This window comes from Agromyces cerinus subsp. cerinus, from assembly GCF_900142065.1.
GTDB classification, from domain to species: Bacteria; Actinomycetota; Actinomycetes; order Actinomycetales; family Microbacteriaceae; genus Agromyces; species Agromyces cerinus.
This window is the reverse complement of record NZ_FSRJ01000003.1, coordinates 385,155-403,611: the sequence shown is the minus strand read 5'-3', so window position 1 is coordinate 403,611 and position 18,457 is coordinate 385,155. Positions and strand designations below refer to the sequence as shown.

The following is an 18,457-nucleotide window of genomic DNA, read 5'->3' as shown; positions in this document are numbered from 1 at the left end:
CTGACCGGATCAGCCGATCAGCACCCAGCCGACACCCACGACCAGGGAGACGATGCCGAGCACGAGGCTCGGAACGAACGACTCCTTGCGCTTCACGTGCAGCGCCACGGCGAAGACCATGGTGATCGCGAGCGCGAACGCCGCGACCGGCGTGAGCCACGGCAGGATGCCCGTCGCGGCCGGCAGCACGAGGCCGATGGCGCCGAGCACCTCGAGGAGGCCGATGGTCTTCAGCTGGCCGGCGCTCACGTCTTCGACCCACGGCATGTTCGCGAGCACGGCCTCACGCGACCTGGTGGCCTTCATGGTGCCGGCCATGCCGAACATGAGGGCGAGCAGCCCGGTGACGATCCACAGTGCGATGAGCAATTGTTCTCCAGAGTCTTAGTTACCGTCAGTGCGTAACGCACGAACGGTGACTCTAACTCATGGAGGCCGCGCACTTCACCGTGCGTTACGCACCACGAGGTGCGTAACGCTGACGCGCGGGGATGGCTCGAGCCTGCCGAAACCGGGTTTCGACAGGCTCAACCAGCAGCGTTCGACGAGATCAGAAGACGAAGATCTGGCCGAGCACCATGATCGCGATCACGAAGAGCACGATGACCGCGCCGACGATCGCCAGCGACTTCACCGAGAGCTTCGCGACGCCGTAGCCGACGAGGAACGGCAGCGAGAGCAGGAAGATCGTGACGATCCACCAGAAGAACTGGTAGCCGCCCTGCGTCGCGTCGGAGAGCCGACCCGCGAAGAGCTGCTGCGAGTGGGGGGTCGTGGCGAACGTGAACGCGGCCGAGAGCGGGATCGCGATGAGCGCGAACACGATCAGGCCCGCGAGTGCGCCCCAGAGCCCGGCCTTGTTGTGCTCGGGGTCGATGCTGAGCGCTTCTTCGCTACTCGTCGACTGCGCCTTCACGCCAGTAGATGCCTGCCCACTCGACGCACGCTTGCGTCCCCCGCTCGATCCCATGGGCCTCACTCTAGTAGGCGGCGGGCCGCTCTGGCGGTTGACGCGCAGCGGGATTAGCCTGAGTGCACGAGCGAACGGGGGCGAAGATGACCGCGAGACCGACCGGGCACTACGTGCTGAAAGACGACGGTCTGTACCTGCAGTTCGACCGTCTCTTCTACGCTCCCATCGAAGACGTCTGGTTCAGCCTCACGAACCCGAACGCCATGCGCGCCTGGATCGGCACCTACACCGGCAGCCCGGCGACGGGCGGCGTGCGATTCCGCATGGAGTCCGAGGGTGAGGGCGAGTGGCAGAACGTCACGATCCTCGAGTGCGCTGCGCCGCACCGGTTCACCGCGGACTCGGGCTCGGGCCCGACCGGCATCCGTCTCTTCTGCCATCTGGTGGAGGGCGGCGGCATGACGACGCTCACGCTCGGCCAGCGGCTCCACGACCCCACCGAATCGGCCGACATGGGGCCCGGCTGGGACTACTATCTCGATCGCCTCGCGGCAGCCCGGGCCGGCACGCCGCAACCCGCGTGGGAGACCTACTTCCCAGCCTTCTCGCGGCACTACCGGGAGCTCGAGGTCCCCGACGCGGCGCGCCGCTGACGCTGCACCCGACGCGCTCCAGCCCGAGACTGACGTCGTGCTGACGGGCGACGCGGCGCGCTCCCCTGTGCCGCGACCGGCCGCCTCTAGACTGACGCCGTGAAGAGCATCGAGCGTCAAGCCCGCGAGAACACGGAACCGTCCGGCTGGCGTGCACGCCACGCGAACCTGATGGCCGACAAGCCGTTCCAGTGGGCGTTCGTCGCGACCCTCGGCGTCGTGGTCGCGCTCGGCATCGCCGCCGCGTTCGCGAGCATCTCGAGTGTCGTCTTCTCGGTGCTCGCCGCCGCGTTCATCACGCTCGGGCTCGACCCGCTCGTGCGCTGGTTCGAGCGCCGGGGCCTGAAGCGCGGTGCGGCCATCGTCACGGTCATCATCCTGTTCGTCCTCGTGATCGCCGGGATGCTCTGGCTCGTGCTCCCCATCGTCATCAGCCAGGCGACCGCGTTCATCAACAGCCTTCCCGCCATGTACAAGAACCTGCAGACGCAGGACTGGTTCCAGGACGTGCAGGCGGGTTCGGGCGGGGTGCTCGGCTCGGTCTACAAGTGGGTCGTCGACACCATCAGCGACCCGAACTTCTGGGCGACCATCGGCGGCGGCGCCCTGAACGTCGGCTTCGCGATCCTCGGCGGCCTCTCGAGCGCGTTCTTCATCTTCATCCTGACGATCTACTTCACCGCGACCCTCGACTCCTCGAAGCGGGCGATCTACACGCTGATCTCGGCGTCGCACCGCGAGCGCGTCGTCGGCTACGCCGAGCGCATCATGCAGAACGTCGGCCGCTACCTCAGCGGCATGGTGGTGCTCGCGTTCTTCAACGCGGTCTACAGCTTCATCCTGCTGCTGCTCGTGGGGGTGCCGTTCGCACTCGTGATCGCGGTGGCCGCGTTCTTCATCACGCTCATCCCGCTCATCGGCACCGTGCTGACCACCGCGGTCATGACCGTGATCGCCCTGTTCGTCTCGCCGGTGGCGGCGCTCATCGTGCTCATCGCGATGCTCGTCTACATGCAGGTCGAGGCGTACGTCCTCACGCCGAAGGTCATGAGCAAGGCCGTGCAGGTGCCCGGTTCGATCGTGCTGATCGCCGCCCTCGCGGGCGGCACGCTCGGCGGGCTGCCGGGCGCGCTCGTCGCGATTCCCGTCGCCGCCGGCATCCTGCTCATCATCAAGGAGGTCGTCGTGCCGAGGAAGGCGCTGAGCTAGCCCCGGCGTCTCGTCAGTTCCAGACCGACGGAGCCGCCGCGCGCGTTGCGGGCAGTGCGACATCCGTGCCCCACCGCTCCATCCAGCCGGGGATCTCGTCGGTGCTCGAGACGCCGAGCGCCTCGACGATCTCGGCCATCGGCACCGTGCCGCCGCGCTTCTTGAGGAAGCGCGCGCGGATGAAGCCCTGCGCGTAGATCTCGGGCTCGCCGTCGGCGCCGGGCCGCACGTAGCGGTGCTCCACGTAGACCGCCTTGTCGTCGTGGCCGACGAGGCGGGACTCGATCGTGAAGCGGTCCCACAGCTGCAACGACTTGCGGAAGGTGACCGTCTCGCTCGCTACGACGGGGTACCAGTTCTTCTCGCGCATCATCGCCCAGACGCCGTTGCGCACGAGCATGTCGAAGCGGGCGACATCCATGATCGAGAAGTAGACGCCGTTGTTCATGTGCCGGTTGATGTCGAGGTCGGTCGGCAGGGTGATGAAGTTCGTGCGTGCGACGTCCCAGTGGCCGAGGTCGGGCTTGCGGCGCGAGAGGAACAGCACGTGGAGCAGGGTGCGGAAGAACATGTGCATGATCCACGACTGTATGACGGTTTCGTGGTGGATCATCCGACATTGGCGGAAGCCACAGCCGAACGACGGATGCCGCGGCTCCGGTTGTGCGAGCCCGCGACGACTACCCGCGGACGGTCGGCAACCGGTAGCGCAGGTGCGTCGCCCGTGCACCCTGGACCGCGGAGACCGGCTCGAGCTCCACCCGGTTCGGAGCCGAGTCGGGAAAGAGCCGGTCGCCGCCGCCGAGGAGCACCGGCACGATGTGGAGCAGCGCCTCGTCGACGAGTCCGAGGGCGAGCGCCTGCCTCGCGACATCCGCACCGCCGATGACGCAGACGGATGCCGCGCTCGCGGCCGCGCTGGCACGGGCGATCGCTTCGGCGACCCCGCCGGTGACGAACTCGTAGCGCGAGCCGCCGCGCACGTACGGCTCGTGAGGTCGACTCGTGACGACGAAGCACGGACGCCCCTGGAACACCGGCTCGTCGCCCCAGACGGCCTCCCGGACATCGAGCGTGCGCCGGCCGAGCACGAATGCGCCGGTCGACTCGTAGAGCTGCGAGACGGCGTCGCGATCGACCTCTTCGCCGGTGTCGTCGATGACACCGTCGCGGTCGTCGTCGCCGGGCGGCGACCCGGTGAACACCGAGTCGCGCATCCACGAGTGCACGCGCTCCCCGTCGAGCCCGAACGGATGCTCGAGACTCACGCCCACCGCCGCGGTGAATCCGTCGACGGTCATCGTCATCTCGAGGAAGACGTGGGTCATCGGGTCACCCCTTCACGGGCACGTGCCGCTCGTCGACGCCGTTGTAGACCGACAGCGGCCGGATGAGCGCGTTCGACGCCGCCTGCTCCATGATGTGGGCCGTCCAGCCGGTGATGCGGCTCGCGACGAACAACGGCGTGAAGGTCAGGGTGTCGAAGCCCATCAGGTGGTAGGCCGGGCCGGCCGGGTAGTCGAGGTTCGGCTTGATGCCCTTGCGCTCGGCCATCGCCTGCTCGAGGCCGACGTACAGCTCGAGCAGGTCGGGCCGGTCGTAGTACTCGACCATGCGCTCCATCGCGTCGCGCATCGTCGGCACCCGAGAGTCGCCGTTCTTGTAGACGCGGTGGCCGAAGCCCATGATCTTGCGCTTCTCGGCGAGCGCGGCGTCGAGCCAGGCCGCGGCCCGCTCGGCGCCGCCGGGGCCCGCCCCGATCTCGTCGAAGGCGTGCATGACGGCCTCGTTCGCGCCGCCGTGCAGCGGGCCCTTCAGCGCGCCGATCGCCCCCGTCACCGCCGAGTAGAGGTCGGCCAGCGTCGAGGTGATGACCCGCGCGGTGAACGTCGAGGCGTTGAACGAGTGCTCGGCGTAGAGGATCATCGACACGTCGAACGCGCTCACGACGGGCAGCTCGGGCAGGTCGCCGAACGTCTGCCAGAGGAAGTTCGCCGAGAAGCCGAGGTCGCCCCGCGGCTCGACGAACTCGAGCTCGTGACGGCGCCGCTGGTCGTAGGAGACGATCGACGGCAGCTTCGCGAGCAGGCGGATCGACTTGTCGAGGTTCGCCTCGAGGCTGTCGTCGGGGGTCGCCGGGTCGCTCGCGCCGATCACCGAGACGGCGGTGCGCACGACGTCCATCGGGTGCGCGGTGAGCGGCAGCTCATCGATGATGCGCTTGACCTCGTGGTCGAGGCCGCGGAGCGAGCGCTCGCGCTCCTCGAAGTCGGCCAGCTGCGCGTCATCCGGCAGCTCGCCGTACCAGAGCAGGTACGCGACCTCCTCGAACGTCGCGGAGGCCGCGAGCTCCTGCACCGGGTATCCGCGGTAGAGCAGCGAGTTCGACTCGGGGTTCACCTTCGAGATCGCGGTGTAGTCGACCGGCACGCCGGCCAGGCCCTTGTAGATCTCCTGCTCAGCCAATGTGTGCTCCCTTGCGTTGGCGTGATCTCGATGCGGCGCTGGCGCGCCTACGCGATCGGCGTCTTGGTGACCGTGAAGTTGAAGATACCCGTATCGAACCGGTTGTAGCCCTCGTAGTCGATGAGTTCGTAGAGATCGGCACGGTGCTGCATCTCGTCGAGCTTGCCGACGAGCGAGCCCGTCGCCTCGATCTCGTCGAGACCGCGCACCGCGGAGCCCATCGCGAGGCGCAGCAGCGACACCGGCCAGATGACGAGGTTCATGCCGACATCGGCGAGCTGCTGCACGGTGAAGAGCTCGCTCTTGCCGAACTCGGTCATGTTCGCGAGCAGGGGCACGTCGACCGCGGCGCGAACCGCCTCGAACTCGGCGAGCGAGCGCATCGCCTCGGGGAAGATCGCGTCGGCGCCGGCGTCGACGAGCGCCTTCGCGCGATCGACCGCCGCCGCGAGTCCGTCGACCGCGGCGATGTCGGTGCGGGCCATGACGAGGAAGTTCGGGTCGCGGCGGGCGTCGACCGCCGCGCGGATACGCTGCAGCGCGGTCGACTCGTCGACCACCTGCTTGCCGTCGAGGTGTCCGCACCGCTTCGGGTTGACCTGGTCCTCGATGTGGAGACCGGCGAGACCGGCGTCCTCCATCTCCTGCACGGTGCGGGCGACGTTCATCGGCTCACCGAACCCGGTGTCGGCGTCGATGATCGCCGGCAGCTCCGTCATGCGGGCGATCTGCTTGCCGCGACCCGCGACCTCGGTGAGCGTCGTGAGGCCGATGTCGGGCAGGCCGAGGTCGGCCGAGAGCACGGCACCCGAGATGTAGACGCCCTCGAAGCCCTTCTGCTCGATGAGCCGCGCCGAGAGCGGGTTGAACGCCCCGGGAAAGCGCATGATCTCGCCGGTCGCGAGCCGCTCGCGGAAGAGGCGGCGCTTCTCGGCGGGCGTGGTCGTCGAGTACAGCATCAGAACAGCCCCTCGGGGATCTCGACACCGACGAGGGCGCCGGGTGCCACGTTGAAGGTGAGGCCGCCGAGCTCGTCGGGGCCGAGCTCGGGCAGGCGCTGCGCGACGTCGAGGAAGCGCTCGATCTCGTCGGGCGTGAGCGCCCACTCGGCGAGCGTGCGGAACTTCTGCACGTACTGCTCGCGGGCGAACGGCCGGGCGCCGAGCGGGTGGGCGTCGGCCACGGCGATCTCGTCGACGATCTCGCCGCCGTCGGCGAGCTTGATGACGACGCGGCCTCCGAAGGCCTTCTCTGCGATGTCGTTCGAGTGGTAGCGGCGGGTCCACTCCTCGTCTTCGACGGTCGTGACCTTCTTCCACAGCTCGACGGTGTCGGGGCGGTGGGCGCGCTCGGGCGAGTACGACTCGGCGTGATCCCACGAGCCGTCCTGCAGGGCGACGGTGAAGATGTACGGAATCGAGTGGTCGAGCGTCTCGCGCGAGGCATCCGGGTCGTACTTCTGCGGGTCGTTCGCACCCGAACCGATCACGTAGTGCGTGTGGTGCGAGGTGTGCAGGGTGATCGACTCGATGTGCGACGCGTCGAGGATCAGCGGGTACTCGTCGTGCAGCTTGCGGGCGAGGTCGATCCAGGCCTGCGCCTGGTACTCGGCCGAGTGCTCCTTCGTGTACGAGTCGAGGATGGCGCGCTTGGCCTCCCCCACCTCGGGCAGCGGCACCTCGTACGAGGCATCCGGCCCGTCGAGGAGCCACGCGATGACGCCGTCTTCGCCCTCGTAGATCGGCACGGGGCTCGTCTGGCCGCGCATCGCCCGGTCGACCGCCTCGACGGCCATCTTGCCGGCGAACGCGGGGGCGTGCGCCTTCCACGTCGAGATCTCGCCCTTGCGGGACTGCCGGGTGGCCGTGGTCGTGTGCAGGGCCTGGCCGATGGCCTGGAAGATCGTCTCCTGATCGAGGCCGAGCAGAGTGCCGATGCCGGCTGCGGCCGAGGGGCCGAGGTGGGCGACGTGGTCGATCTTGTGCTTGTGGAGCGAGATCGCCTTCACGAGGTCGATCTGGATCTCGTAGCCCGTCGCGATGCCGCGCACGACGTCGCGACCGGTGAGGCCGCGGTTCGCGGCGAGGTGCTGGGCGACGGCGACGATCGGCGGGATGTTGTCGCCGGGGTGCGAGTACTCGGCCGCGAGGAAGGTGTCGTGGAAGTCGAGTTCGCGCACGGCGACTCCGTTGGCCCACGCGGCCCACTCGGGCGAGGTGCGGCGCGCGGCATCCGCGCCGAAGACCGTGGCGCCGTCTCCGCCGATCGAGACCGGGTGCGCGAGCGCCTGGCTGCGCGCCGAGACGACGGGACCGCGGGCGATCGAGGCGGCCGCGACGGCCGCGTTGTCGATCACGCGGTTCACCACCATGTCGACGACGTCGTCGTCGAGCTCGACCGGGTCGGTCGCGACGCTCGCGAGCTTCCAGGCGAGCTGGCCCTCGCGGGCGAGGTTCTCGTCGCTGCGGTGCGTGCGGAGGTGGTGGAGGTGCATGTTGGCGGCCCTTTCAGAACGGTTCCATCGGTCAGGCTACGCGGTGCCCGTCGGGCTGACGAGACTCGATGGATGCGAGTGCGTGACGAAGACTCATGTGCAGGTGCACGTGGCTGGCGTGGGCGGCGAGCGAGGCGTCGCCGGCGATGATCGCCTCGACGATCAGGAGGTGCTCGGATGCCGCGGCGCGGAGCCGCACGGGATTGTGACGGGCGAGCCGCCGCACCCGGGCGGAGTGCAGGCGCGCGCTGCGGAGCGCCGCGACGAGCATCGGGTTGGCGGTCGCCGCGTCGATCTCCTCGTCGAGCGCGTCGACGGTGTCGTAGTAGGCGCGCAGGCCGTCGTCGCCGCCGTCGAGCAGCTCGGGCGCTGCGGCGAGCCGGTCATGGAGCCCGGTGAACCGCGCCGGGTCGCGCCGGGTCGCCGCGAGCCGGGCCGCCTGCTCCTCGAGCGCCTCGCGCAGTTCGTAGAGCGCGATGATGCTCGCGGGCGAGAGCTCGCTCACCTGCAGCACCCGGGCGGAGGCTGCGGTCGCGAGACCGTCGGCCTCGAGGCGGGCGAGGGCCTCGCGCACCGGGGTGCGGGAGACGCCGAGCCGGTTCGCCTGTTCGACCTCGGCGAGCGCGGTGCCCGGTGCGAGCACGCCGTCGAGGATCTCCTCGCGGAGCTCCCGATACGCGCGTTCGCTGGCTCTCATGTGCAACCCTCCCCACTTATGTATACGCTGCGGCAGGGTGCGATGCAAACTCTCGCTCAGTTTGCGCTTGGTGTATACAAACGCTACGCGGGCCAGACCGGTTCGAAGCGTGCGTCGTCGATCACCCGGGCCGGGAGGCCGGGATCGACCTCGGCGAGGGTCGACGGGTTCCAGCGCGGGTTGCGGTCCTTGTCGATGACCTGCGCCCGGATGCCCTCGCGCAGGTCGTGCTGCTCGATGAACCACGAGACGAGACGGAACTCCTGCTCGAGGGCGGCTTCGAGGCTCGGCAGCGTGCGAGCACGGCGCACCGCTTCGAGCGTCACCGTGAGCGCGGTCGGCGAGAGGGTCTCGAGCTCGTCGGCGGCCGCCGCCGCGTAGGCGGTCGCGCCGGGGTCGAGCGGATGCTGCGGGAACGCGCTCGACGTGCCGCTCGCTGCGGACGCGGTCGCTCGGCCTTCGCTGAAGGCGCGCAGACGCTCGATGATCTCGGCGACGGTCGGCGCCGAGTAGCAGGCGTCGACCCAGTCGCGGGCGAGGGCGAGCGCCGACGGCCCCGGTGTCTCGTCGAAGAGCATGACGATCTCGGCGGGACTGCCGGGGTCGGCCCGCTCGGCGAGCGCCTGGATGACGTGCGGCAGCCGCTCGGAGGGCACGAACGAGTCGGCGAAGCCGACGTGCATCGCGTCGGCCGCGTCCATCGTGCGGGAGTTCAGCGCGAGGTGCACGCCGAGCTCGCCCGGCGCCTTCGCGAGCAGCCAGCTGCCGCCGACATCCGGAGTGAAGCCGATGCGGGTCTCGGGCATCGCGATGCGCGAGCGCTCGGTGACGATGCGGATCGAGGCGTGGCCGGCGAGGCCGATACCGCCGCCCATGGTGATGCCGTCCATGATCGCGACGACGGGCTTCGGGTACCGCGCGATCATCGCGTCGAGCCGGTACTCCTCGCGGAAGAACTGCCGGGCCTCGGCATGGTCGTCGTTCGAGGCGTACGTGTAGAGCTCGCGGATGTCGCCGCCCGCGCAGAAGCCGCGCTCCCCCGCACCGTCGAGCACGACGACGCCGACCTCGGAGTCGTTCCGCCAGAGCTCGAAGATCGCGGTGAGCTCGACGATCATCTCGTAGCTCAGGGCGTTCAACGCCTGCGGACGGTCGAGCGTGACGTGGCCGACACCGTCGGCGACGCTCGCGGAGATGTGGTCGCTCACGAGTGCCACCGTATCGGCATCGCGTGGGTTCCGGGCTCGGGGAACGCGTACCTGCGCGTGCAGGTAGCATGCGGAGATGGTCCCCATGGAGAACCTCTGGGCGTTCGTCGTCGCATCGGTCGTGCTCATCGTGATCCCCGGCCCGAGCGTGCTGTTCGTGATCGGGCGTTCGCTCGCGCTCGGGCGGCTGGGCGGGCTCCTCAGCGTGGTCGGCAACGCACTCGGCATGGTGCCGCTCGTCGCCGCCGTCGCGCTCGGCGTCGGCGCGATCGTCGCCCAGTCGGTCGTGCTCTTCACGATCATCAAGTTCGCGGGCGCGGCCTACCTCGTCTACCTCGGGGTGCAGGCCATCAGGCACCGAGCGGATGCCGCGGCATCCGTCGATCGCAAGGCCGCGCCGCGTTCGCACTGGCGTCAGCTCGGCGAGGGGTTCGTCGTCGGCGTCACGAACCCCAAGACGATCGCGTTCTTCGTCGCCGTGCTGCCGCAGTTCGTGTCGTTCTCGGCGGGGTCGATCCCGTTGCAGCTCTTCGAGCTCGGCGTCGTGTTCATCGTGCTCGCCCTGCTCTGCGACTCGGTGTGGGCACTCGCTGCGAGCGCCGCGCGCGGATGGTTCGCCCGCTCCCCCAAGCGGCTCGAGCACCTCTCCGCCACCGGCGGCGTGATGATGATCGGCCTCGGCGGGGTGCTCGCGCTCAGCGGCAACAAGCACTGAGCCTGCTCGTCGCGTCCGCCACCGGCGCCTGACGTGACGCACCTGTGGACAGGGACGTCGCCGCGCGCCTTCCGCTCGGTACGCTGCCGCGATGATGCATCCGTTCGAGATCGTCGCCGAGCCGGTACGCCGGAGGATCATCGAAGTGCTCGCCGTCGGCGAGCACCCGGTTGGCATCCTGAACGACGTCATCGCGCTGGAGTTCTCGATCTCCCGCTCGGCCGTGTCCCATCATCTGCGGATCCTGCGAGACGAGGACGTCGTCAGCGTCGCACCCGACCGGGGCCTGCCGCAGTCACGGCTCTACGTCGTGAACGGCGAGTACCTCGAACGCCTCGATGACGCCGTGGGCGAGCTCTTCACCCTCTGGGAGCAGCGCTACGGCACCGGCGTTCGTCGCGCCCCGCAGTTTCCCGCGCGGCCGACGCCTCGGGCGCGTGAACCGCACGCCCACCGCGCCGGCCGTCGCGGGCAGCGCGGCCGCCGGCACGGCTGGCACGACGACCCGCCTTCGGCTGAGGATGTCGACTGATCTCGACCGAGAGCACGGCCACTCACGCTGACCACGCCGCCGCTGGCCACGCCGCCCCTCGCACCGCCGCCGCTGGCCGCGCCGCCCCTCCGCCACGTCCCCTGCGACCCCTGTCACGCTCCAATCAGATATGCCAGTTCCCCCTCATCGCTGAGGGGGAACTGGCATACGAGAGTGAGCGATCCGAAAGCGCGACCGTTCCAGATCAGATCAAGGGTCGTCAGTACATGGCCGCGCTCGTCGATCATGGCGACATCCATGCAGGCGCTGAGGAGGAACTGGCATACGAGAGTGAGCGATCCGAAAGCGCGAGCGTTCCAGATCAGATCAAGGGTCGTCAGTACATGGCCGCGCTCGTCGATCATGGCGACATCCATGCAGGCGCTGAGGGGGAACTGGCATACGAGAGTGAGCGATCCGAAAGCGCGAGCGTTCCAGATCAGATCAAGGGTCGTCAGTACATGGCCGCGCTCGTCGATCATGGCGACATCCATGCAGGCGCTGAGGGGGAACTGGCATACGAGAGTGAGCGATCCGAAAGCGCGAGCGTTCCAGATCAGATCAGGGGTCGTCAGTACATGGCCGCGCTCGTCGAGCATGGCGACATCCATGCAGGCGCTGAGGGGGAACTGGCATACCCGAGAGACGAGAAAGACGGAGATGGGAATCAAGTGGGCCGCGGGGATGCCGTACCGAGTCCGCCCCCACGAGATCTCGATACGGCCTCCTCGCGGCCCACTCGAGCGGCGGGGCCGAAGCCCCGCCGCCGTGCGCGCCTACTCGGCCGCGGGTCGGGTCGCGACCGACCCGGCGACGGGCGCCGCAGCATCCGTCGCTGCGGCATCCGTCGCGGCGGCATCCGTCGCGGTCGCGGTGTCGGCGTCGGTGTGGGTGTGGGCGTCGGCCGCTTCGTCCTCGTAACGGCCGGCGAGGCGGTCGTTCCAGATCTTCAGCACCGAGGCCGGGGTCTTCGGCGTGAGCAGACTGACCACGATGTAGACCAGCAGGCTCGCACCGAGGCCGAAGTAGATCGGCTCGTTCGCGAGCACGTTGCCCATGATCGCCATCGTGCCGAGGGTGACGACCGTTCCCACGCCCATCGACCAGAGGGCGCCGGCGCCGGTGGCGCGCTTCCACACGAATCCGCCGAGGATCGCCACGAGCAGGCCGCCGACGAGGATGTCGTAGGCGACGGTGAGCGCCGCGACCACGTCGTTCAGCAGGGCCGCCACGATGATCACGGCGATGCCGAGCACCATCACGTACAGGCGGTTCGAGCGCACGTCGTGCTCGGGGTTCGCGTTGGCCGCGGCATCCGCTGCGCTGCGACCGAAGAGCCGCTTGACGAGCGGCATGACATCGGCGCGCGCCACGGTCGCGGTCGCGATGAGCGCGCCCGAGGCGGTCGACATCATCGCCGCGACAGCCGCCGCGAGCACGATGCCGCTGAGGCCCACCGGCAGGATCTGCTGCGTGATCGCGGCGTACACGTCGTCGCTCGCCTCGATGCCCGGCAGGAACGCCGCGGCCGACATGCCGATGACGGCACCGGCGACGCCGTAGAGCAGGCAGTACACCGCCGCAGCCGTGCCGCCCCACTTGGCGACCTTCGGCGAGCGCGCGGTGAACACGCGCTGCCAGATGTCCTGGCCGATCAGCATGCCGAAGGTGTAGATCACGAAGAAGGTGATGATCGTGTCGACGCCGATCGCGCCGAGGTCGAATGCGGCGGCGCCGAGCCGGTCGACGATGCCCTCGTATCCGCCCGCGTTCGCCCACGCGAACGGCAGGAGCAGGAAGAACACGCCGATCGTCTTCAGCACGAACTGCACCATGTCGGTGAGCGTGATCGACCACATGCCGCCGATCGAGGAGTACAGCATGACGATGCCGCCGCCGATGATGACCGAGATCGTGCGGTCGGTGCCGAAGAGCACGTTGAAGATCGTCGCGTAGGCGATGGTCGAGGTCACCGAGAGCATGAGCGTGTACGCCATCATCACGATGCCCGAGGAGCTCGTGGCGTTCATGCCGTAGCGGAGCTTCAGCATCTGGGCGACGGTGTAGACCTTCAGCTTCTGGATTCGCGAGGCGAACAGGATGCTGAGGAGGAAGAGGCCCACGGCGATCGAGACGACGAGCCACATGCCCGAGATGCCGTACTTGTAGCCGAGGCCCACGCCGCCGACGGTGGACGCACCGCCGAGCACGACCGCGGCCATGGTGCCGGTGTAGAGGCCGGGGCCGAGGCGGCGGCCGGCGACGAGGAAGTCGGCCGAGTTCTTGGTGCGGCTCTTGCCCCACCAGCCGAAGAGCAGCATCGCTCCCAGGTAGATGATGATGATCGCGATATCCATCGTTGGATCCTTTGCGTCGGGGTTCGATCGGGTATTGGGTCGGGTGGATCAGTCGGATGCCGCGGGCGGGCGCCGGGCCATCCGGGAACCGTCAGTGCAGGTGCGTCGCCGCGAACATGCGCAACAGGGCGGGCACGACCACGACGGCGGGGCCGGGCTCGTCGAAGGTGCGGGCGACGGTCGCGCCCACGTCTTCGAGGGTCGACTCGTGGGCCGTCACGCCGAATGAGCGTGCGAGGGCCGCGAAGTCGGGGCGGGCGAGCTCGGTGGCGGTGGCCTGTCCGAACTCCTCCGTCATGTACTCGCGGAGGATGCCGTAGCCTCCGTCGTCGACGATGAGCCAGGTCACGTCAGCGTCGTGCTGGCGGGCGGTGGCGAGTTCGGCGATGGAGTACATCGCCCCGCCGTCGCCCGAGACCGCGAGCGTGCGACGACCGGAGCCGATCGACGCCGCGAGCGCCGCCGGGAACGCGAAGCCGAGGCCGCCCGATCCCTGCGCGGAGTGGAACTCGCCCTGCTTCGGGTCCCATGCCGACCACGCCCAGTAGCCGGCGATCGTCATGTCCCAGAAGGTGTGGGCGTCGGTGGGCACCGCTGCCCGCAGGTCGGCCATGAGCGAGAGCTCGGGGCCGAGGTCCTGTGCGGCGAGACGCGCCTCGACGTCGACCCGGAGACGGGCGGCGACGTCGGCGCCGCGCGCCGGGGCATCCGCAGGCCTGGCCGGCAACCGATCGGCGATGGCCGAGAGTGCGAGCGCGGCGTCGGCGTGGACGCCGAGGCCCGGGTAGTTGGACTCGAGCACGCGCGGCTCGGCGTCGACCTGGATGAGCCGGCCGCGCGGCGCGAACGTGAAGTAGTTGCTCGTGACCTCGCCGATCGAGGTGCCGACGGCGAGCAGCACGTCGGCCTCCTCGAGGAGCGCGGTCGTGTGGCGGTCCTCGATCCAGGATGCCGCGGAGAGCGGGTGATCGAAGGCGATGGCGCCCTTGCCGCCGACGGTCGAGACGACCGGGGCGTCGAGCGCCTCGGCGAGACGGCGCAGCGCAGCACGGCCGCCCTCGGAGCGGCGCACCCCGCCGCCCGCGAGGATCACGGGCATGCGCGCTGCCGCGAGGAGCGCGGCCGCCTCGTCGATGAGTTCGGCCCGCGGCATCCGCTCGGCGATCGAGGTGACCGCCGAGCGGACGGGCGGGACGTGCGTCGGTTCGAGCAGCACGTCCTCGGGGATCTCGACCCAGGTGGGACCGGCCGGAGCCGCCTGGGCGAGGGCCCATGCATCGGCGAGCGCCGAGGGGATGTGCGCGGCCTCGCGGACGACGGCCGTGCTCTTCGTCACGTTCTGCGCGCTGCGCTGCTGGTCGTCGAGCTGGTGCAGCAGGCCCTTGCGGGTGCCGCCGAGGCCGCGGCGCGGCACCTGGCTCGTGATGACGAGCAGCGGCACGCCCGTGGCGTACGCCTCCTGCAGGGCGCCGAGCGCGGTAAGCGCGCCGGGTCCGGTGGAGAGGAACAGCACGCCGACCTCGCCGGTGGCTCGCGAGTACCCGTCGGCGCCGAACGCCGAGTTGTTCTCGACGCGCGAGCTCACGAACTCGAGGTCGCTGCGCCGGATCGCATCGAAGAGTCCGAGGGCGTGCTGGCCCGGGATGCCGAAGACGTGCGAGACGCCGAGCGCCTCGAGGGTCTCGACGACGACGTCCCCGCCGTTGCGCACGTGCTCAGACATGAGCGGATGCCTCGTGGCGGAGTGCGAGGAGCGACACGAGGTCGTAGCCGAGGTGCGATGCGGCGACGCCCGTGATCTCGGCGTGGTCGTAGGGCGGCGAGACCTCGACGACGTCGGCGCCGATGAGGTTCAGGCCGACGAAGCCGCGCAGGATCTCGAGCAGCTCGCGGCTCGTGATGCCGCCGGCCTCGGGGGTGCCGGTGCCGGGCGCGTGCGCCGGGTCCATCACGTCGACGTCGATGGAGATGTACAGCGGGCGGTCGCCGATGCGGTCGCGGAGCTTCGCGACGACCTCGTCGACGCCCTGGCGGTAGACGTCGGCGCTCGTGACGATGCCGAAGCCGAAGCGCCGGTCGTCTTCGAGGTCCTTCTTGCCGTACAGCGGGCCGCGGGTGCCGACGTGGCTGAGCGCCTCGGTGTCGATGATGCCCTCTTCGAATGCCCGGCGGAACGGCGTGCCGTGCGTGTACTCGGCGCCGAAGTAGGTGTCCCACGTGTCGAGGTGGGCATCGAAGTGGAGGAGCGCGACGGGGCCGTGCCGCTCGGCCGCTGCACGGAGCAGCGGGAGCGCGATCGTGTGGTCGCCGCCGAGCGTCACGAGGCGGGTGCCGCCCTCGGTGAGCTCGAGCGCTGCCGCCTGGATCGAGTCGATCGCCTCGCCGATGTTGAAGGGGTTCACCGCGATGTCGCCGGCGTCGGCGACCTGGGCGACCTCGAAGGGCGAGACGTCGAGCGCCGGGTTGTACGGGCGCAGCAGGCGCGAGGCCTCGCGGATGTGCGTCGGCCCGAACCGCGCCCCCGAGCGATAGGAGACGCCGCTGTCGAACGGCACACCCGCCACGACGATGTCCGCGTGCTCGACCTGGTCGAGCCGGGGCAGGCGCGCGAACCCCGCGGGGCCGGCGTAGCGCGGCGTCTTGGAGCTGTCGACGGGACCGATCGGCTGCGTCATCTCGCAACCTCCTTGTTGCTTGGTGGGAATCTTTTGTTTCTTCCTAGGCATCTAGGACTGGATGACAAGATAGCGCCGACGCGTGGGCGCGTCAAGCGGATCGTGAGCGGATGTCACGGGCGCGCGGCATCCGCTCACCGCATGGACGAGCCGGGCGTCACGTCACGCGCGAGCCGCGGGAACCGGCCTCAGGCGCTCCAGAGCGCGGGCGCGAGCACCCAGATGACCTCGGCACCGGCGTCGCCGAGAGTCCGCCAGCTGTGCGGTTCATGGCCGTTGAACGTCAGGCTGTCGCCGGGGCCGAGCTCCCAGTCCTGGTCGGAGAACCGCACCTGCATCGTGCCCGAGAGCACGTGCAGCACGTCGACCTCCGCCGCGACCGCGTAGAGCTCGTCGCCGCCGTGCCCGCCGGGCTGGATCACCGAACGGATCACCTGCACCTTGGACTCGCCGCGCGCCGAGAGCAGCCGCTCTTCGGTGTCGACGCCGCCGAGGTTGATGCGGGGGCCCGTGCCCGCCGGCACGAACTGCACGTCGGGCGCCTCGAACAGCGAGCCGACCGAGATCGAGAGCACGTCGCAGAGCGTGATGAGCGAGGAGACGCTCGGCGAGGTCATGTCGCGCTCGACGCGCGAGAGGAACCCCTTCGTGAGGCCGGTGACGCGGGCGACCTCGTCGATCGTGAGCTGCTGCGCCTGCCTGGCCGCACGCAGGCGGGAGCCGATCGCGACACGGCGACTGTTGGGCTCGAGCGGCATCGGGCGCATGATGCTCACACGCTACCCGATCGGAATCGAGCCTCCGGATCGATCGACCTCAGGCGGCCGATTCGATGTAGTCGGCGACGCCGTCGAGCAGGCGCGCGAGGCCGAAGTCGAAGTTGTCGAACGAGTCGTCGACGAGCGCGCCGCTGCCGAGCGTGGCGTGCAGTTCGGGGAATCGGTCCTCGTCGACCAGCCGGCCGAGCAGTCGGGCCTCGGAGAGCATGATGCCCGAGGGCTGCTCCCCCGCCTCGTCGGCGCGGTCGGCGTAGCCGCGCTCGACGAGTGCACGGAATCTGGCGTGGCCGCTGATCTGGAGCACGACGGCGACCCGCTCCTCCCGCGACAGCGGGGTGCCCGCGAGCGCCGCGAGTCCGGCCTCGAACCATGCCAGGTTGTTCGGCGTGCTCGCGATGCCCGTGATCGCGATGTCCAGCATCCACGGGTGGCGTCGATAGACCGCACCGGATGCCGCGGCGTACGCCTCGAGCCCGGCACGCCAGCCCTCGGCCCCGGCGATCGACCCGGGCGGAAGCCCCATGCCCCGCTCCTGGAGGAGCAGCAGGAGCGTGTCCTTGGCGGACACGTACCGATAGAGCGACATCGCCGTGAGACCGAGGGCCTTGGCCACTGCGGGCATCGTCACGGCATCGATGCCGTCGGCATCGGCGAGTACGACGGCGGCATCGAGCACCTGGGCGAGACTGAACTCCCGCTTCGGCCCCCGCTGCGGCGACGGCACCGCGCCCCAGGCCAGCGCGATCCCCCTCGGCAGCTCCGGAACCACCGTGTCGTCGGCCACTGCGGCCCCTTCCGTTCGATCCAGCCAGCCTATGCGGGCGGCCGGGGCGCGCCACGCGCCGACCCGACCAGCGGCCAGCGGCCAGCGGCCAGCGGCCAGCGGCCAGCGGCCAGCCGGCCACGATCAGACCGCGGACCAGCCGCCGTCCGAGGCGAGGATCACGCCGTTGATGTTGGCGGCCTCGTCGCTCGCGAGCCATGCCACCGTGCCGGCGATCTGCTCGGCGGAGGCGGGCGCCGACATCGTGGCCTGCAGCACCGGCCCGGTGCGGGCGGCGCCGTACTCGGATCGCCACGACACGTCGAGGCCCGTCACGACCGCTCCCGGCGCCACCGCGTTCGTGCGGATGCCCTGCGGGCCGTACATGAACGCGCTGCTCTTCGTCAGGCCGGCGACAGCGTGCTTCGACGCCGTGTAGGCGGCTCCGCCCACCGACCCGCGGAACGAGGCCTCCGAGGCGATGTTGACGATCGCGCCGGCTCCCCGCTCGCGCATGAGCGGAACCACGGCGCGCGTCGTGCGGAGCACGGCGGTGACGTTGAGGTCGAACACCCGCTGCCACGTGGCGTCGTCGACCTCGTCGGCGGGGAGGACGCCGTCCATGATGCCGGCGATGTTGGCGAGGATGTCGACCCTGCCCGCCGCGGCGTCGACGAGCTCGCGCACCGTCTGCTCCCGGGTCACGTCGCCGGCGACGATGCGCACATCGAACTCGCCCAGCTCCTCCGCGAGCTCCTGCAGCCGGTCGGCTGCGATGTCGGAGGCGATCACCGTCGCTCCCTCGGCGGCGAGGATGCGGGTGGCGGCTCGCCCGATGCCCGAGCCGGCGCCCGTGATGATGGCGGTGCGGCCGTCGAAGCGGCGTGCAACGGTTTCGGTCATCGAGTGCTCCTTCGTATGAGGTCTGCGTTACTAGTACTGACATAAACAGTATATGAAAGTACGAGTTAAGCAAGCCCCTCACACGCGCCACCG

General features: G+C 69.7%; 20 protein-coding genes. 4 read left to right on the top strand and 16 right to left on the bottom strand.

The window, feature by feature from the left end:
• Positions 1-9 precede the first annotated feature (9 nt).
• Positions 10-369: a DoxX family protein gene (locus BUR99_RS12360; RefSeq protein ID WP_074260660.1), complete on the bottom strand. Its 360-nt coding sequence runs from the start codon at positions 367-369 to the stop codon at positions 10-12.
• 181 nt (positions 370-550) lie between these two features.
• Positions 551-970 (bottom strand): hypothetical protein, encoded by a 420-nt coding sequence (locus BUR99_RS12355; RefSeq protein WP_234980841.1) that lies wholly within the window; start codon positions 968-970, stop codon positions 551-553.
• Between the two features lie 86 nt (positions 971-1,056).
• On the opposite strand from BUR99_RS12355, the gene BUR99_RS12350 reads away from it, so the two are divergent.
• Together BUR99_RS12350 and BUR99_RS12345 are read left to right on the top strand one after the other, a co-directional pair.
• Positions 1,057-1,566, top strand: coding sequence for an SRPBCC domain-containing protein (locus BUR99_RS12350; RefSeq protein ID WP_074260658.1), 510 nt, complete (start codon positions 1,057-1,059; stop codon positions 1,564-1,566).
• Between the two features lie 99 nt (positions 1,567-1,665).
• Complete coding sequence (locus BUR99_RS12345) at positions 1,666-2,775, top strand: AI-2E family transporter (protein ID WP_084183960.1); 1,110 nt, start codon at positions 1,666-1,668, stop codon at positions 2,773-2,775.
• A gap of 13 nt (positions 2,776-2,788) precedes the next feature.
• On the opposite strand, the gene BUR99_RS12340 is transcribed toward BUR99_RS12345, so the two are convergent.
• From BUR99_RS12340 to BUR99_RS12310, 7 genes are all read right to left on the bottom strand, one after another.
• Positions 2,789-3,352 (bottom strand): acyl-CoA thioesterase, encoded by a 564-nt coding sequence (locus BUR99_RS12340; protein ID WP_074260657.1) that lies wholly within the window; start codon positions 3,350-3,352, stop codon positions 2,789-2,791.
• A gap of 103 nt (positions 3,353-3,455) precedes the next feature.
• The gene (locus BUR99_RS12335; RefSeq protein ID WP_074260656.1) at positions 3,456-4,103 is read right to left on the bottom strand and encodes a dihydrofolate reductase family protein; all 648 of its coding nucleotides are present in this window, start codon (positions 4,101-4,103) and stop codon (positions 3,456-3,458) included.
• A gap of 4 nt (positions 4,104-4,107) precedes the next feature.
• Positions 4,108-5,241: a bifunctional 2-methylcitrate synthase/citrate synthase gene (locus BUR99_RS12330; protein WP_074260655.1), complete on the bottom strand. Its 1,134-nt coding sequence runs from the start codon at positions 5,239-5,241 to the stop codon at positions 4,108-4,110.
• A gap of 47 nt (positions 5,242-5,288) precedes the next feature.
• Positions 5,289-6,200, bottom strand: coding sequence for a methylisocitrate lyase (gene prpB / locus BUR99_RS12325; RefSeq protein WP_074260654.1), 912 nt, complete (start codon positions 6,198-6,200; stop codon positions 5,289-5,291).
• Entirely contained in the window at positions 6,200-7,735 is a 1,536-nt protein-coding gene (locus tag BUR99_RS12320; RefSeq protein ID WP_074260653.1) for an MmgE/PrpD family protein, read from the bottom strand. The genes prpB and BUR99_RS12320 overlap by 1 nt, the downstream gene beginning before the upstream one ends.
• 31 nt (positions 7,736-7,766) lie before the next feature.
• On the bottom strand, positions 7,767-8,432 hold the full coding sequence (locus BUR99_RS12315; RefSeq protein WP_074260652.1) for a GntR family transcriptional regulator: 666 nt from the start codon (positions 8,430-8,432) through the stop codon (positions 7,767-7,769).
• Positions 8,433-8,515: 83 nt separating this feature from the next.
• On the bottom strand, positions 8,516-9,640 hold the full coding sequence (locus BUR99_RS12310; RefSeq protein ID WP_074261020.1) for an enoyl-CoA hydratase/isomerase family protein: 1,125 nt from the start codon (positions 9,638-9,640) through the stop codon (positions 8,516-8,518).
• Positions 9,641-9,716: 76 nt separating this feature from the next.
• On the opposite strand from BUR99_RS12310, the gene BUR99_RS12305 reads away from it, so the two are divergent.
• Both BUR99_RS12305 and BUR99_RS12300 read left to right on the top strand, forming a co-directional pair.
• Complete coding sequence (locus BUR99_RS12305; protein ID WP_074260651.1) at positions 9,717-10,355, top strand: LysE family translocator; 639 nt, start codon at positions 9,717-9,719, stop codon at positions 10,353-10,355.
• A 91-nt stretch (positions 10,356-10,446) separates the two neighbouring features.
• The gene (locus BUR99_RS12300; protein ID WP_074260650.1) at positions 10,447-10,887 is read left to right on the top strand and encodes an ArsR/SmtB family transcription factor; all 441 of its coding nucleotides are present in this window, start codon (positions 10,447-10,449) and stop codon (positions 10,885-10,887) included.
• A gap of 113 nt (positions 10,888-11,000) precedes the next feature.
• Here BUR99_RS12300 and BUR99_RS12295 read toward each other — a convergent pair whose 3' ends face one another.
• From BUR99_RS12295 to BUR99_RS12265, 7 genes are all read right to left on the bottom strand, one after another.
• Positions 11,001-11,486: a hypothetical protein gene (locus tag BUR99_RS12295; RefSeq protein WP_143231620.1), complete on the bottom strand. Its 486-nt coding sequence runs from the start codon at positions 11,484-11,486 to the stop codon at positions 11,001-11,003.
• A gap of 177 nt (positions 11,487-11,663) precedes the next feature.
• A complete protein-coding gene (locus BUR99_RS12290) occupies positions 11,664-13,244 on the bottom strand; it encodes a sodium:solute symporter family protein (protein ID WP_084183959.1) in 1,581 nt (526 codons plus the stop codon).
• A 91-nt stretch (positions 13,245-13,335) separates the two neighbouring features.
• Complete coding sequence (locus BUR99_RS12285; protein ID WP_074260648.1) at positions 13,336-14,967, bottom strand: thiamine pyrophosphate-binding protein; 1,632 nt, start codon at positions 14,965-14,967, stop codon at positions 13,336-13,338.
• Positions 14,960-15,919, bottom strand: coding sequence for an agmatinase (gene speB, locus BUR99_RS12280; RefSeq protein WP_074260647.1), 960 nt, complete (start codon positions 15,917-15,919; stop codon positions 14,960-14,962). Before speB ends, BUR99_RS12285 begins: the two co-directional genes overlap by 8 nt.
• A gap of 188 nt (positions 15,920-16,107) precedes the next feature.
• Entirely contained in the window at positions 16,108-16,686 is a 579-nt protein-coding gene (locus tag BUR99_RS12275) for a helix-turn-helix domain-containing protein (RefSeq protein ID WP_074261019.1), read from the bottom strand.
• 49 nt (positions 16,687-16,735) lie between these two features.
• Positions 16,736-17,482, bottom strand: coding sequence for a TetR/AcrR family transcriptional regulator (locus BUR99_RS12270; RefSeq protein WP_074260646.1), 747 nt, complete (start codon positions 17,480-17,482; stop codon positions 16,736-16,738).
• Between the two features lie 123 nt (positions 17,483-17,605).
• Complete coding sequence (locus tag BUR99_RS12265) at positions 17,606-18,364, bottom strand: SDR family NAD(P)-dependent oxidoreductase (RefSeq protein ID WP_074260645.1); 759 nt, start codon at positions 18,362-18,364, stop codon at positions 17,606-17,608.
• Positions 18,365-18,457: the final 93 nt, after the last annotated feature.